13 protein-coding genes and 2 rRNA genes are annotated in these 15298 nt (G+C 52.4%); 9 read left to right on the top strand and 6 right to left on the bottom strand.

Annotation, left to right across the window (positions count from 1 at the left end; translation table 11 throughout):
* Positions 1–298: 298 nt before the first annotated feature.
* Complete coding sequence (locus BISA_RS12175) at positions 299–2596, top strand: CAP domain-containing protein (RefSeq protein WP_051917298.1); 2298 nt, start codon at positions 299–301, stop codon at positions 2594–2596.
* Between the two features lie 156 nt (positions 2597–2752).
* Here BISA_RS12175 and BISA_RS02270 read toward each other — a convergent pair whose 3' ends face one another.
* Positions 2753–3391 (bottom strand): hypothetical protein, encoded by a 639-nt coding sequence (locus tag BISA_RS02270; protein ID WP_051917297.1) that lies wholly within the window; start codon positions 3389–3391, stop codon positions 2753–2755.
* Between the two features lie 84 nt (positions 3392–3475).
* A complete protein-coding gene (locus BISA_RS02265; RefSeq protein WP_033889992.1) occupies positions 3476–4849 on the bottom strand; it encodes a hypothetical protein in 1374 nt (457 codons plus the stop codon).
* 176 nt (positions 4850–5025) lie between these two features.
* Between BISA_RS02265 and BISA_RS02260 the strand changes: the two genes are divergently transcribed.
* The 4 genes from BISA_RS02260 (at position 5026) to BISA_RS02245 (ending at position 8453) form a co-directional block, all read left to right on the top strand.
* The gene (locus BISA_RS02260; RefSeq protein WP_033889991.1) at positions 5026–5919 is read left to right on the top strand and encodes a hypothetical protein; all 894 of its coding nucleotides are present in this window, start codon (positions 5026–5028) and stop codon (positions 5917–5919) included.
* Complete coding sequence (locus BISA_RS02255) at positions 5920–6363, top strand: hypothetical protein (protein WP_033889990.1); 444 nt, start codon at positions 5920–5922, stop codon at positions 6361–6363.
* A gap of 125 nt (positions 6364–6488) precedes the next feature.
* Positions 6489–6935 carry a hypothetical protein gene (locus BISA_RS02250; protein ID WP_033889988.1) on the top strand — a complete coding sequence of 149 codons (447 nt, stop codon included), beginning with the start codon at positions 6489–6491 and terminating at the stop codon, positions 6933–6935.
* Positions 6936–7022: 87 nt separating this feature from the next.
* Entirely contained in the window at positions 7023–8453 is a 1431-nt protein-coding gene (locus tag BISA_RS02245) for a DNA polymerase III subunit epsilon (protein ID WP_033889987.1), read from the top strand.
* Between the two features lie 51 nt (positions 8454–8504).
* Here BISA_RS02245 and BISA_RS02240 read toward each other — a convergent pair whose 3' ends face one another.
* Positions 8505–9509, bottom strand: a complete 1005-nt coding sequence (locus BISA_RS02240; protein WP_162178583.1) for a metallophosphoesterase — start codon at positions 9507–9509, stop codon at positions 8505–8507.
* A gap of 463 nt (positions 9510–9972) precedes the next feature.
* Here BISA_RS02240 and BISA_RS02235 point away from each other — a divergent pair, with 463 nt between their 5' ends.
* The 4 genes from BISA_RS02235 (at position 9973) to BISA_RS12165 (ending at position 13416) form a co-directional block, all read left to right on the top strand.
* Complete coding sequence (locus BISA_RS02235) at positions 9973–10788, top strand: hypothetical protein (RefSeq protein WP_033889985.1); 816 nt, start codon at positions 9973–9975, stop codon at positions 10786–10788.
* 2 nt (positions 10789–10790) lie between these two features.
* Positions 10791–11180, top strand: coding sequence for a hypothetical protein (locus BISA_RS02230; protein WP_051917296.1), 390 nt, complete (start codon positions 10791–10793; stop codon positions 11178–11180).
* A gap of 262 nt (positions 11181–11442) precedes the next feature.
* On the top strand, positions 11443–11871 hold the full coding sequence (locus BISA_RS12170; protein ID WP_051917295.1) for a PASTA domain-containing protein: 429 nt from the start codon (positions 11443–11445) through the stop codon (positions 11869–11871).
* A 78-nt stretch (positions 11872–11949) separates the two neighbouring features.
* Positions 11950–13416, top strand: a complete 1467-nt coding sequence (locus tag BISA_RS12165) for a hypothetical protein (RefSeq protein WP_051917294.1) — start codon at positions 11950–11952, stop codon at positions 13414–13416.
* A 126-nt stretch (positions 13417–13542) separates the two neighbouring features.
* On the opposite strand, the gene BISA_RS02220 is transcribed toward BISA_RS12165, so the two are convergent.
* The 3 genes from BISA_RS02220 to BISA_RS13220 form a co-directional block, all read right to left on the bottom strand.
* Positions 13543–13749 carry a hypothetical protein gene (locus tag BISA_RS02220; RefSeq protein ID WP_033889983.1) on the bottom strand — a complete coding sequence of 69 codons (207 nt, stop codon included), beginning with the start codon at positions 13747–13749 and terminating at the stop codon, positions 13543–13545.
* Positions 13750–13906: 157 nt separating this feature from the next.
* Positions 13907–14023: ribosomal RNA gene (gene rrf / locus BISA_RS02215) — 5S ribosomal RNA — on the bottom strand.
* Between the two features lie 177 nt (positions 14024–14200).
* A 23S ribosomal RNA gene (locus BISA_RS13220) occupies positions 14201–15298 on the bottom strand; the annotation flags it as partial.

The following is a 15298-nucleotide window of genomic DNA, read 5'->3' as shown; positions in this document are numbered from 1 at the left end:
GCACCACTCAATCATCAGACTGTTTCCTCCGTTCCCTTCCACGTCTATGCGTACGACCCGCCGTATTGGGCACCTGCCTCTATTAACCGGACAACTCGCGCATCACGAGAATCACAAGCAACGACACGCCTCAAAAATCAACGTTTTCAAAGAACCCACATGCATTGTCCGGTTAGGTTGGATGTCAGCTTATGGCGGTGAAATTCCACCAGCAACTGATGCAGAAAAGTTCAGACGCTGCGCGAGACAGCACGCCATGAACTCCACAAAACCAGCCTCAGGAGATTAGGAGAATCCAATGAAATCTATGAGCAAGGCCGCTGTTGCGACGCTTATCACAGCCGGCACTATCGTCGCCCCGCAGGTGGCAGTAGCCGATGAAACAGCATCCACACCGCAAGATCAGCTTGCTTCGGCGACACAGGCTGTTTCCGAGGCACAACAGGCGGTATCCGAAGCCCAGCAAATTGCCGGCGTTCCGCAGGCACAACAGAAGGCGGATGAGGCCGCAAGCGCACTGAACCAGGCGCAGACAGCATTGAACAACGCTCAGTCCGCGCAGCAGAATACCGCTCAGCAGCTCAATCAGGCGCAGCAGAACAATACCGAAGCCCAGCAGCAGCTTTCCGATGTCAGCACCGCACAACAGCAGGCTCAGGAGAACTATGACAAGTCTTCCGACCCTGCAGCCCAGCAGGCTGCGCAGCAGGCTGTCAATCAGGCTCAGCAGGCTGTCGCCGACGCTACAGGCAAGCTTCAGGAAGCCAATGATGCGGTCAAGAACGCGCAGCAAGACGCCAACGATGCCGCACAGAATCAGAAGGACGCCGAAGCCAAGCAGCAGCAGGCTCAGCAGGAGCGTGATGATGCGAAGAAGGATGTCGATGCCAAACAGCAGGCCATTGATATGCCGGATTCCGTGAAGCAGGCGTTCGAAGCCGCCAAGAAGGCTCAGGAAGAGGCCACCGCTGAGCAGAAGGCCGCTGCAGACAGCGAATCCCAGGCCACGGCTGACGCCGAAGCCAAGAAGAACGCGTCCGATGAGGCTGCGAAAACCGCGGCTGACGCCAAGAAGGACGCCGACGAGAAGAAAACTGCTGCCGATAACGCCGATGCCCAGTGGAATAAGGGTGCCCTTGGCTTCTTTGAGGCTAATGGTCTCGATAAGGCGGCCAATGCCATCAAGGATTGGGATGGCAAGGTCTGGTACAAGCTGGGAGACAAGGATTCCGCAACCTCGCTGGACAACATGGCCCGAACTGCAAAAGTTATGAAGGAGACTAATGAGATTCGCAAGAGTCTTGGGCTGAGTGAACTCAACTACAGCGCATATCTCGCTGCGGCTGCTCAGGCCGCCGCAGATTACAACACGTTTGACGGTGGTGGGTTCGGCCATGTGTTCTTTTATGGTGGTTCCCAGAATCTCGCATGGAGCTACGATGATCCGCTTATGGGCTGGTATTACCAAGAGAAGGAAATCTGGGATTCCGGCAACCATAATTATTCCGATACAGGCCATTACCAGAACATCATCAACCCAGATATCACGTCTACCGGAACCGGCACCTCGTATGGCGACGATAGCCGCTATAAAGTCGACGCTCAAAACTTCGGTTACGATGCTGGCGATATGACCGTGGACGAATATATGACGAAGCTGAACGCCTATATGGATGGGCTCAAGAATGCGGGATCCATCTATCAGACCGCGCTCGACAAGGCCACTCAGGCCCAGGAGAACGCCAAGACCGCTGCAGATGCTCTGACCAAGGCGAATGCCAAGGCCTCAGCCGCCACCGCCGCGCGTGAGGCCGCTGATAAGGCGCTCAAAGAGGCGAACGACAAGCTTGCCGCAGCTCAAAAGGCCTACGATGAAGCAACCGCATCGCAGAACAGCAAGGTGGAGGCCTTGAAGAAGGCCCAGGAAGTGCTTGCCTCCAAGGAGAACGCGCTTTCGGATGCCAAGAATGCTGTCACTGAGGCTAGCGAGGCCGCGACCAAGGCCAACAATGCTCTAGAAGCAGCCAAGTCCAAGGTGAAAGAGGCACAGCAGAATCTTGATGCGGCGAATGGCACGTTGGCTGATGCCACGGCAGCGCAACAGGCTCTTGATCCCGCAACCGCCAAGGCCACGCTCGACAAGGCCAATGCCGCTCTGGAAGCAGCCAAGGCCAAGGCAGAAGATGCAGCCAGCAAGTTAGCGGATGCCATTACCGCCAATGATGCTGCCGAAGAAGCTCTTGCCGCCGCGCAGAAGACCTTTGATACCGCAAAGTCTGATAAGGATTCTGCCGACAAGGCTCTTGCGAGCGCAAAGGCTCTGGCCACTAAGCTTGAGCAGGCTCAGAAGGACAAGGAACAGGCCGCAACCGATGCCGCCAACAAGGAAGCCGCAGCCAAGCAGAATGCCAAAGATGTTGCCAACCAGACGCTGTCAAGCGGCACTCACGAAGCAACAGGCGATGGTCTGGCCACTACTGGCGCAAGCGCTGCTCTGCCGCTGACCATGATGGCCATCGCCTCGCTTGCCGGTGCGGGTTGCATCTTCGCCAAGGTGAAGATGGCTGGGCATGATCGCACATCAGAACGTGACTAATCGCGGATAACTATCCAGCATGAATGAGGAGGGGTTCACTTCCATATGGAAGTGAACCCCTCCTCATTCTGTTTGTTGCACTTCAATAGAAAACACTATTGCCTAGCATTGGCCGGTTCGCCAATGTCAGGCAATAGTGTTGCGCTTACTGATATTTCAAAAGCCCCAATGTTCGCTATGCCGTTCGCCTGAAACCTCAAACTGCACTGATGGCTCGCTCGGAGGATTGGCAACGAATCGCTCAATCATCTCCATTTGTGGACGACTGATACCAATGCGCGAATCCGGTCCAATGCCAAGCACCGGAGCCGTAGGCTCGCTGGATTGAATGGCCAATCCTGCATCATAGGTGGTTTCCTCATCATCAATCCAGACAATAGGACGGCCGGTTTTCAGATGGTTAATCACTGACCGCCTCTTGCCGGTGTATCGCCCTTCGCGGGTGATTGGATCATACCAATGCAGAGTCTCCCAATCCACATCAAGAGCTACATCGAGCGCCGGTATATATGGCTGCCAGGTGCTTAGCCAGATGATTTCAGAGTCAAGGGCCTTGATACGATCAACGAGCTGAGACGCCCAATGAATCCGAATGTTGCCGTGATAATGGCCGGCCCATACCGTACCGCTATGGTCCGGTATGAACCAGTTACGCGGATCGTAGACCTGAATACGAGGGTCGTCCGGTTTCATCCACACCGTGGAATTCTGGCGGCGGCGGACCTTATCATCCGGAAACTGATTGATGACACCGTCAAAATCAATCAACACCAATGGCAAAGAGTCATTGCCCATAAGCACTCCTTTCGATATCTCGTTGCGAATAAACAATCAATTCGCATACCTCTCAGTAACCGGACAATTCGCCTTTACTGCTCCTCATGCAAATCTCCGTCTCCCTTCGTCGCATAATTGCAAGAGCTTATGAATATGAGCATGCTTCAATTTCAGATCACGCATCTTGGGAATAAAGATATCGGCCCATGATGTAAGAGACACAATGTTATCCGCCATCTTTACCATGGAATCCCAAACCTCATTGAAATCCGTCTGAGATAGCGCGCTGTCCGTGTATTGGCAGCGTCGGCAGATGGGATAAATCCATCCATCCACAGAGGTGCGAACATCATGCCATGAACCGCATCGAATACAAGTCCGGCCCGAAAGACCCTGATAGCAGCTCAGCAACGCGCGCATCACATCAGCAAGTCTCATCCATGACTCATCCCGCTCCCGGTGGTCAACAGCATCCCACGGATCATCATCAAAAGAGACGCACAATTTTCCCCATTTTTCCTTGACCTGCTCCAAACGGAATCCGTCAAGCCCTGCATCAATGATCGCCTGCATATCGTCAATGAGTTCACCGCCGAACCGCACAGACCAGCCTTGCGGCATATCAAGCATCATCAACGCCCACGGCATGCTCGATTGCAACACCTGGCTCAACTGCATGCAGGAGCGCTCCATTGTCGCGAAGTAATCATGCAACATAGGCAACGTCGGCTGAACGGTCATCAACTTCCAACGCTCATCATCGCTGATATTGGCAAGAGAAGAAAGCTCCCCCGCGCACAGTATCCGCTCATAGTAAGCATACAGGCGAAGAAAACGATGTATGGCATCGATCTTTGCACTCCGATGGCTCAAGTCGAGGTGAAGATACTGATCTTCCACGTCGTATCGTATTCGATCCATCGCTGCAGCTTCAGCTTCGTTTCCGCGCTGGCGCTGTTTGGCGGCAACGCCTATAAACACCGCCATAAGAGACCGGCACAGATCATCAAGGAGACCGATAATCATGCTTTCCGAATTTGGCGATAACTCATCATGACCACTCACAAGCGCAATATCTGATGGATCCCAATGCAATCGGCTGGATAGTATACGCTGTTCGTCAGCAGTGAATGTTGCATCGTACACGGGCTCGAATGGAATCTGATGCTGCAATGCCTGACTCATAGCGAGCATCCTGGATTCACAGGTGATCATCGTCCCATTCTCCGGATGTGCGGCCTGAGGAGCCTTCAAGTTTCGCTCCAGATCATGCGCGACCTTGTAAGCGACCATGTGTTGCGCTTCATCTAATAAACGCTCAGTGCGAGAGCCATATGGGAGCCCATAAAGCTTTACCTCATCGCATGAAATGGTAAATACTAAAAACCGTTCTTCCCAATGGGTTCGATACGTATATTTCGTGCTGTACCGCATTGCCTGCCGATCAACACGACAATCATCATTATGCTCTGTCATCTCATTTCCTTCTGCGCTGTCATATCACGTTGAACCATCGATGATCAGCATCGATGCCTCTTATAGAACACAACCGGACATATTCGCGGTAGAACCGCATCTGCACGCATATCCGGCATGTTGTCCGGTTGGGAAAAGCAGGAGAAGACGAGGCTCACTCGTTGAAAGGAGTTGTTATGAGCATCGATTCCGGCAAGCCGGATGCATCCGGCAATAAGGTGATCACTCATCGTGTTTCCATATATGACTCACCGGGACGCCATGAAATCCAGCAGCTTGATCGCATCAATACACGCTATGGCACCGAATTCAGAGTGATGCGTTTTCGCCAACCTCACAAGAATGCGGACGACCGCTGGAATTGCCAATTCCAGTTACCGACATTGCTGACTTGTCAAGGCGAAACCGAACGAGAACGCGGATATCCCATTCGTCGCATGTTCGATTTGCGATACGTTCGCGCGCAAGTCCAGCTCGGGCGGCGCAATTCATACGCATTACTGAGTATGAACGCGCTTATGAGCACGCAGCCGCATCCTGTCGAGGAGCCCATTACGCAACAGGTGGATTGGGCACTTGCACTAGAGGATGTGCAGCGAGCGCATCTGCTTATCGCCGATGGCGAGGATATCGCCATGCCCTATCTGTATGCCTTGGTCGAACGCCGGTCAAAACTCGTTTTCCCCATCTCCATCCGATGCGATATCGTCATCCGCATTGGCACAGTTGACGAGCTTCAGCGACCGTATTGGGTGCAATGCAGCGCATCCACGCTATCGGACCATGCATCATCGCCGATGATGGAAATTACAACCCAGTTACCACATTCTGAGTCGGAACCGGCATCGTATGAGCATCATTTCAGCAGCGCCGAGGCACGAGACAGCGAAATACTGAAGTATTTGGCGAAAGACTCAGCATTGCTGCGACGCGAGTTGCTTCAGCGTAACTCCGAACGGTTCCGTATCGTTCGAGAAGGCGTAACGAGCCTTCGAGCCGATAATCCCGAGCATCCGCAAGACGGGCGCGAATTAACGTCGGAATCCACTTCCAACACCAAGGAGGAATAGATGTCTGCCACATCATCGCCAGCAATCATTGTTACTCCCGCAATTCCCGACGCGCTGCTAGATGAGCACATCGACCATGGTGATTTCGACTTTCCCATGTATCCCGATGACTGGGGACGCGATAAAAAGGTATGCCAATACTTCAATGCCTTCAACGAGGCGGACATATGCACCACAGACCCCGAATACTTCATCCGCGGATACTGTTGGGATCCCGGCTGTATGGAAGTGCACACATGGTATTACTGTCTGTGGCATTTCGGCCGCAATATCGCCACGCTCGCACACGACCTGTGCTCCATAGAGCCTGGGCAAGAAATCATCTGGTATCTGCGTACTGGGGATATTCCGCCGCGTTATCAGATTCTCGACTGGGGCCGCATTGGCGAAGAAGGGCTCCATCCCCTCGATGACCCCTTTGCCATCAGCATGAAACAGCAGTAATAAAAGCGCAACACGCCTCGAAACACAAGGAAAACAGCGTATCGCACCATGTTGTCCGGTTTATACAAGTAGCAACAAGAAATCAGGAATCCCCCCCTGAATCGATACGAAAGGACGTTACTACAATGATGACGCTACTAGGCTGCATCGGAATGTTTATCTTGGTGTCGCTGCTCGCAATCCTGCTACTTCTAGGCATGTTCTTCAGCAGTGATGCCGGCCAAGTATTCACTGATACGTTCAACTTTGTGACCACTGATCTGCCGGCATTCATCGTTCTTGCCGTGCTCACGATCATTGTTGGCGCAGTAAGCATATTAATCCAGTTCGGAGTGGCGGGCTGGCTGTCTGACCGGTTTCTGGAGTCGAATATTCCCGACATGGCCCAGATGCTAATCATCTTGATGGCATTGGTTCCTGTTCCAGCTTTCTTGTTCATCACCGGCGGATTGGTTTACTTCTGGTTCGATGCCTTCACTGTCCTCTTGTATGCCATTCCCGCATTGTTGACCATATGGGCCTACATAGGTGCGGAATATGATGACATCACCACAAAGAAGAAGCGCAAATAAGCGGTCATCTGCTGCAAAGCAACAATTATCATTCCGCTGGTTTATATGATGGAACAATCACAATGATGCGATCGCCAAGGAGCGTATATGACTTATTTAGAACATGACTGGTTCAGCGAAGCACAGCAGGATATTGATATATGGCGACAGCTCATGCCTGTCGACGCACAAGGCCGACCAATCAACTGGGACTGGGTCCAATCATTGAATCTCAAGCGAGGTATCGGCCGCGCCACAGAATCCGACCTTGCACCTGGTACACCTGCAGACTTGCACGCGCTGCTCAAATGGGATTATGCCGTGCGCAATGCAGTTGAATCCATTCTTGTGCAATGTTCCGCCACATTCATGATGGATTTTGACAGAAAACTGTCCTCGTATCGGCTGCCACGCGCACTTGCCTATGCCAACCGACGACTGAACGACGAAATATGCCTTCTGATTGATAAAGGTGCGGCCGAGCAGCTCTGGACGGTTTCCTCGGAGAAACGCGGCCGCGCCACGGTCACCGTGCTTACTCCAACTGAGACGTGCCCGTTCTCTCTTGACGATATTCAAGACGATACCGATACCATGCTGGAGGCTCGCACGGAGTACCGGAATACGGTTCAGCGCAGCAAGCAACGCGGATATCAAAGCCGTTACAGCTCTTCGCGCACATATACTGGACCTTCGGCGAAAGCCAATGATTCCAGCCATCACAATGCCAACAGTGCTACCACCGGCAATGCTACTGCATCATATGGCAGCACTGGCAATGCACAGAGCCAACCGGATTGGCGTAACGCCTATCTTCCCGGCCGTGATGTGGATATGGTCATGGGCATTGACATTGAAACCACCGGCACTGATCCGGCCCGCGATTACATTCTTGACGTCGGTTTCGAATACATGAATATGGTTTCCCCGAAGCCACTCAACGTGATGACCGGATACCGTTATGAGCAGACCTATTACGAAGAGGGCGATGCTTACGGGCAGGCCCGTCTTTCGCTGGGAGTTCCTGAACATAACGCGCAGCATGGCAATCCACTGATTCTCAGCATTACCGGTATTGACGTCCGCACGCGCGGCCCGCAATCAGGGCTCACCATATTCGATGAATATCCTGTTGCTCAGCAAACATTGCTCTACCGGCTGCAGCAATTACCTTATGTGGCGCATAATGCCACCTTCGAGCATAATCATTTCATGCTCAATGTTGCCGGCTATGCGGAAAGCTACCGGAATGGCGAAATCACCATTATCGATACGCTGCCTATGAGCAAGCAGTGGGATCCTGAATCGGCACCGGATGAGGAGCATCCATATGGCAATAACACACTTGACGCCTATGCGAAGCGTCAAGGGGCCTTGGCCGACGATAAGAAAGAACGCCATTTAGGTCTGGAGGATGCACATATCATGCTCGTCGCCATGAAGCATCACCTGAACACTCTGCGTGCAGCGGGGCAAGGTCCATGGGGCCCCGGTGGCATTGCCGGCGTTGGCGGCAAGCATTGCAAGCGCCGTTTCTGATCTCCGCATAGCCGTTGCTGGTTGTCATTAGTCGATGGCAACCAGCAACGGCTATATTGCACGTTTTACAGTGCCAGCAGTGACGCTCCAAGCGTTGCCGCTGGCGCGATCATACAGCAGCAATGAATCATCTCCTATGGGGCGTCCATCACGATACAGCGAATGCGTATCGCAATACCAAAGTTCCGCTCTGCTGCGTTTGGATGGTCTGCCGGATTGAGCCAGTGCACCCGTGCCAGCACCACAACGTCGGTATTCCACCGTTTCAACCGGCGTATGGCCGACAATCTGACGGAAACCGTGAAGCGGATCTCGAGCCAATTCCTCCTTGCCGGCCCAAACCGGAGAGGGCGCTTCTCCCCGACTGCCCCCGCGTTCGTGGCCGACCATAATGCCGAAGGGTCTGATGCCGTCTCCAATGGAACCTTGCGCACAACGATTCACCGTATCCGCAACCGCTACGGCGTCCGAATCATATAGAGCCGGCACATTCCCGATGCTTCCGGTCAGTTCATTCGCCATCCAATTCCACCAGGATTGGGTAAGTCCGGCATGAGAGGCAAGCACCCGATGGCCTTGCGCATCATCGAATCCATATATCATCTGAGGTTGCAAAGCATGAAGCAAATCATGCACATCCGGATAGGCAGACTCGTTATATCCGGGACAGGTGCTCTTGAACGCACGGTAATCTGGTGTATTTGATTGCACCCAGTAGGTTAGATCATGGTTGCCAAGCAATACGACCACCCTACGATGCCTCCGCTGATCATTCACCCAATCAACAAGCTTGTTAAACGCAGCAGCTTCGTTCTCCGGCGCAATATTCCATTCATTGAGTAAATCGCCAAGCAACACGATAGTGCCCGCATCCACACGGTCAGCCGCCTCGCTGATCAATGAGCCAAGCCTGTCAATCTTGCAGTGGATATCACCGCAGAACAACACACGATCATCTCTAGTACCTGATTGTCCAAGATTTCTACGCCATCGCTTCGCTCTCACAGCAGGCTCCGGCAATGTGTTGCCCGGTTTGCAGATAAAACGTTCAGCCACATTCTTGTACAGGACACCCGGCCGAGAACCGGAATCATCAACAGCATCAAGGTCTCTTCGGGAGGCATTGTATTCGTCCGCTCCAGCTGCGCTTGGATTTGACGCGTATTCTATGAACACGTCATATGACGCATCTCTGATCCACAATCGTTCACCGTTGTTATCTACTCCCCCGTAGCAACAATCACGCCAATTCACGGTATGTACAACGCCTGAAAGGCGCTGACCCGAATCGTTCGGCTCGATGATATCGACTGCATCGTTTCGATTGAATAACGGACAACCATATGGCATGGTTCTTGTTCCCCTCCTCTCTTTCAACATGCTGCATCACATGCAATTCCTCGATGTGGAAATTGTACCGCCGTGACTATCGGCAAAGTTGTCCGGTACATACCAATAGCGGCATTGATGAGCACCGATGCCAACTACAGCAATCAACCGATAAAGAAGAAAAGAGACTATGAAGAAAGAGCCAACAGACAATCGTCACGAACAAGTTATCGAACCGGATTGCCATGCACAGGGAATCATCTGGGTTGGGGACACCAGTCAACCCGGAACGCTGGAGCGTCTTCAGCACGAGTTCGATGCTATCGGCAATATCATGCCGGCGTTCGAAGTTACCGGCTTCGACAACTTCGACCGCCATTATCTCAACAAGTACGATTATCCGAAAGCTTTCACCTTGTATCGCCACATGTGGAATGCGAAATCATCTCAGTGGTTTCAACAAGAGCCCGACAATACGGCATTTGACCAGAGTATCCTGCGCAGCCGTGTTCCGGTGAACTGGCATTGCACCGCAGATTTGTGTTTGCGATATCAAAAGGAAGACGACGAAGTTACGACGGATTGGGATTCATCCTACCAATTCTTTTCAGTGATGCTTTTACATGATCTGGAGCGTGAGCATATGCTTACCGATGATGACGAACGGCGTGAAGAAAGCGTTGTTGCGCTTATCGAGCATCGTTCGGAGCTGGTGCTGCCGCTTCCCGCCCACGCTGCGATCTCTTGGATGTATTACAGCGACGGTGCAGGCATTGAAATCTCTGTATGCGACGGCAAATCGTTGCGCTGGCAGATGGGCGCCTATCCCGAATATTTCAATCCAAACATTGTTCTCAATGAGGATGATGTCGAACTTGATATAGCCAATTGCCTTGATCTTCTCGAGCAAATCCAAAAAGGATTTCTGAATCCGCGTGAACTACCCGCGAAGAATGTCCCGACATGCCCAGTACAGCAACGAAACAATAAGGAAAGGAACCGATAGATATGAAGACAACCGCTCCGATGGCAACGCCGATAGCTGCCACCACAGCCATGACCATCACAATGACGCAAGAGGAGTTCGATGATTCATTCGATGACATCATTCATGGAGGCTTCTTTGACGATGACGATCATGGTGGCGGTAATGAAAGCTGCTTCTTCCCCCTGGGGGAATGCGACCAGACCGCCAAATTCTGGTTGGCCATCGCAAGTGAGAGTGATCCAGACGGCCAATATAAGTTCTTCCTCTGTCCGCGCCATTTTGCACTTCGTCTGCATCTGATTCTCGATGCAACACGACGTAATGTGTATTTTGACGAGCTGAATACTCCCGCACAGATTCGCGAGGTGTTTCAATCGTATTTTCTTGATTGGGGCAGAATCAGGCTATAAACCGATTATCCGAACTCACATAACAGTTGATATGTTCTATAAAGAATTCGAAGAGGAAGACCAAGGAAGGAAACAATTATGAAATCCTGCATGAGATGCGGAACATCCACCCAGATGAAGCCAAAAACTGTCAGCAGTGCGGAATGCCATTAGTAGACATTCCGCTCGCCCAGCCGCACGATCAACAACAATCGAATATGCCTTCCACCGATGGCACCCCGCAGCAGCCACCGGTGTATCCACAATGCAACGAAAGCTCCCGATGACCGCGATCATCGCTATCATCGCGGCGACGATTGCGATTGCCGTATGTGCAGCTACCTTCATCACCTACAAGATGGAATTGTGGGGCCCGCAAACCGTACCTAACATCACCGCATCCAACGCGGAAGATGCGGTAAGCCAGCTTGCCAGCAAGGGGTTCGTAGTCAAGAAGAAGCAACAGTATAATGCCATCCGCAAAGGCGGCTACATCGGTATGACTGGCGCAAAAGCCGGCGAACGCATTACCAGAGGTAGTCAAATAACGGTTCTGGAGTCTCTTGGTCCTGGTGTGCCTCAAGGCACGGTCGGCTCCACTGCCAAGCAGGCTGAAGCAAAGCTTAAGCCGATGGGCGTGAAAATCACCGAGCACGAGGTGGTTTCCGAACATCCTGGCAAGGTGTCTGTCTCCGCACCAGCTGACGGTTAACCAGTCACCGATTCCGATGAGGGCATCCACCTTGGTATCAGCGTCGAAGGCAATGGTATTCCTGTAGAAATTGCGGGAATGGACAAGCAGCAAGCCGAAAATGAACTGTCCGGCAAAGGCTATTCGGTCACGCTCGAGCCGAGATTCAGCAGCAAGCAATATCTTGGCAAAATTGTGGGTGCCGATCCCGGTATCGGTGTCAAAACCGATGCTACAGATATCACTCTGTATTATGGCGTCGATGCAAGTGGCCGCTATGACGTATTGACTGGCACAAAAGGACAGTTTGACACCGGTTTCAAGGACATCGCCCGTACCGACCGTCTTGCCGGACGATACTGCACCGAGGATGGCGACTGCATCACGATGAGCGAGGATGCATCGCAAGCAAGCGATACTACCTACTATGTGAGCGGCGAATTTAATCAAGCAGACAGTCTGAACTTATGCGGTGTTATACAGGGACCGGGCGTATGCACGCCAACTAACCAGGCGGATGCTGAAATCGCACAAGCGTCCTCGCTCAACAACAGTCTAATCTCTGGTGATACTGGAGCATTCGAACTGTACAAGGGGCTCGGTTCCGCCTATTGTGGTAACGATCTCTCCCCCATTACTCCTGGTTACGTCTATTGTGATAACGGTCATCTCGCGAATGGGGATGGTTCACAGCAGCAAAGCGGCGAAACATTCAAGGCCACGGATTTCTTCGTGTATATGCCAGTCAATGCGAATCTCTCCGCACTGGAATCAAATGGCTATTTCACGAACAAATCCAGCTATCAGCCAGACAAGAACCGACCATATGTGATTAAGCGAGATAACTCGGATTACAAACCGATTCCAGTCGACAACAATGCGACCGGACCGCGATACGATCCATATGTTCCTTCGAGTGGCAGTAAGCCGGTTCAGTTCAAGGAAGCTCCGAACAAGCACAATGTCTACTATCTGGTTGAGACTCCCATTGACTGGATTCAGATCGACGGCACTGATACAACCAATGCAGGCAACGACAACAGCACCAATGACTCAGCTTCTGAGGCCAAAGCAAGCGAGAGCTTTAATCAGTTCGCCGGAAGCTACCTGTTCTCATCTGGTTCGGGCGGATGGGCTACTACGTTGACCGTATCCAATGATGGCTCGTTTACCGGTGAATTTCATGATGACGATCTGGGCATTACTGGACCTGGTTATCCCAACGGCATCAAATCTGAGGCCAAATTCTCGGGCCGGTTTGCATCCATCTCACAGAATGCAGATGGATCGTATGCCTTGCAATGCGACTCAAATAGCTTTGCAGTGGAAGGAACCAAAGGAAGTACTCGTATTGAGGATGGCATGCAAATCACTATTACCGACGCATACGGTATGGAACCTTGCGGGTCATTTACTGCTTATCCGAAAGGATACGATTCAAGCAGACTCAGCAATGATGTGAAATCATGGAACGCCGGAAGCTACGATTTTGCGGCTAACTCATCCTTGAGTATCAACATACTGGTGAACAACAACCAGCAAGAATCGTTCTACCAGCAACAATAAAAGCCGGCATGGTAATACCGTCTTCGTCAAGAAGCGAACTATCGCACTTTGGCGAAGACGGCATATGTTTTAAAAAGAAACAGCAGATTCTAACAATACCTATCCCAGTCATGAGGCTGAGACAAACTAGAACATACTGATTTGATACAGTTCCAGAGAATCAGCTTTGCGTACAGCTTCAATTTTAGCTTTCAAACTCTTTTCCATTGAAGATACTTGCTCCAACGCATAACGCCGTTCCTCGCGCGGGAAATGAGGCTCTTTCTCAGTGGGTAGAATCCGTTCGAGTTCATCAAGTTTCTGTTCAATTGCCTGATCAAGCTCAGTATTCACAGGATTCCTCCTCGTCAATTGTCCTTGACAGACTTGGTCTCTAAGCATTGAGACACTGCTGTAGTGTCACAATATACTACCGTTACTTTTTAACGATGCGGGATATGTGGAAACCCTCGGGAGCTGTTGCTCTACCGAGGGTTTCCTTTGACGTGTGTTGCGGCGGTGTGCTACTCTCCCACACCCTGTCGGGTGCAGTACCATCGCCGTGCCAGGCCTTAGCTTCCGGGTTCGGAATGGGACCGGGCGTCTCCCCTGGGCCATGACCGCCGCAAATCTTCGATTCTCGGTCAGACTGTCGTCTGCCGGCATGTGGTGGCTTGGGGACCGGATGGTGGACGCTGTCATTGGTATTCGTTTTCCGACCGCGGTGACCGACCATAGTGCCGTCATTGTCGTCCGCGTGTCACTGTGCGCAGCACGGTCGCCGACAATCGAAGGTGTCGGCATAAAGGTTTCGCCTTTCCCCGTTAGTACCGGTCGGCTCCACCCCTCGCGGGGCTTCCACGTCCGGCCTATCGACCACGTGTTCTACATGGGGGGTTCAAGGCCCGAGGGCCTATGGAATGCTTATCTTGGAGCAGGCTTCCCGCTTAGATGCTTTCAGCGGTTATCCCTTCCGAACGTGGCCAACCGGCCGTGCCGCTGGCGCGACAACCGGCATACCAGAGGTTCGTCCACCCAGGTCCTCTCGTACTATGGGCAGGCCTCCTCAACATTCCAACGAGCGCAGAGGATAGAGACCAAACTGTCTCACGACGTTCTGAACCCAGCTCGCGTGCCGCTTTAATCGGCGAACAGCCGAACCCTTGGGACCTGCTCCAGCCCCAGGATGCGACGAGCCGACATCGAGGTGCCAAACCATCCGTCGATATGGACTCTTGGGAATGATCAGCCTGTTATCCCCGGGGTACCTTTTATCCGTTGAGCGATGCCGCGTCCGTACACCGGCACCGGATCACTAGTTCCGACTTTCGTCCCTGCTCGACCCGTCAGTCTCGCAGTCAAGCTCCCTTGTGCACTTACACTCGCCACCCGATTGCCAACCGGGCTGAGGGAACCTTTGAGCGCCTCCGTTACTCTTTGGGAGGCAACCGCCCCAGTTAAACTACCCGCCAGGCACTGTCCCAGACCAGGATGACTGGTCGTGGTGAGACATCCAATGCGAACAGAGCGGTATTTCACCTTGCGACTCCACCCAGGCTGGCGCCTGGATATCGTAGTCTCCCGCCTATGCTACACAATCCACACCGAATGCCAATACCAAGGTATAGTAAAGGTCCCGGGGTCTTTTCGTCCTTCTGCGCTTAACGAGCATCTTTACTCGTACTGCAATTTCGCCGAGCTCCTGGTCGAGACAGTGGGGAAGTCGTTACGCCATTCGTGCAGGTCGGAACTTACCCGACAAGGAATTTCGCTACCTTAGGATGGTTATAGTTACCACCTGCCGTTTACCGGGCTTGAATTCACCGCTTCACCTAAAAGGTTGACGGATCCTYCTTAACCTTCCGCACCGGGCAGCGTCAGTGCATATACCGCGACTTGCTGT

It is taken from the genome of Bifidobacterium saguini DSM 23967 (assembly GCF_000741715.1).
Lineage (GTDB): Bacteria > Actinomycetota > Actinomycetes > Actinomycetales > Bifidobacteriaceae > Bifidobacterium > Bifidobacterium saguini.
This window is presented reverse-complemented; position numbering and strand designations above follow the sequence as displayed.

Coding starts and splice junctions, on each gene's coding strand:
- BISA_RS02230 (WP_051917296.1), top strand. CDS start 10,791: ATGAAGACAACCGCTCCGATGGCAACGCCGATAGCTGCCACCACAGCC.
- BISA_RS02255 (WP_033889990.1), top strand. CDS start 5,920: ATGTCTGCCACATCATCGCCAGCAATCATTGTTACTCCCGCAATTCCC.
- BISA_RS02250 (WP_033889988.1), top strand. CDS start 6,489: ATGATGACGCTACTAGGCTGCATCGGAATGTTTATCTTGGTGTCGCTG.
- BISA_RS02235 (WP_033889985.1), top strand. CDS start 9,973: ATGAAGAAAGAGCCAACAGACAATCGTCACGAACAAGTTATCGAACCG.
- BISA_RS12170 (WP_051917295.1), top strand. CDS start 11,443: ATGACCGCGATCATCGCTATCATCGCGGCGACGATTGCGATTGCCGTA.
- BISA_RS12175 (WP_051917298.1), top strand. CDS start 299: ATGAAATCTATGAGCAAGGCCGCTGTTGCGACGCTTATCACAGCCGGC.
- BISA_RS12165 (WP_051917294.1), top strand. CDS start 11,950: ATGGACAAGCAGCAAGCCGAAAATGAACTGTCCGGCAAAGGCTATTCG.
- BISA_RS02245 (WP_033889987.1), top strand. CDS start 7,023: ATGACTTATTTAGAACATGACTGGTTCAGCGAAGCACAGCAGGATATT.
- BISA_RS02265 (WP_033889992.1), bottom strand. CDS start 4,849: ATGACAGAGCATAATGATGATTGTCGTGTTGATCGGCAGGCAATGCGG.
- BISA_RS02270 (WP_051917297.1), bottom strand. CDS start 3,391: ATGGGCAATGACTCTTTGCCATTGGTGTTGATTGATTTTGACGGTGTC.
- BISA_RS02260 (WP_033889991.1), top strand. CDS start 5,026: ATGAGCATCGATTCCGGCAAGCCGGATGCATCCGGCAATAAGGTGATC.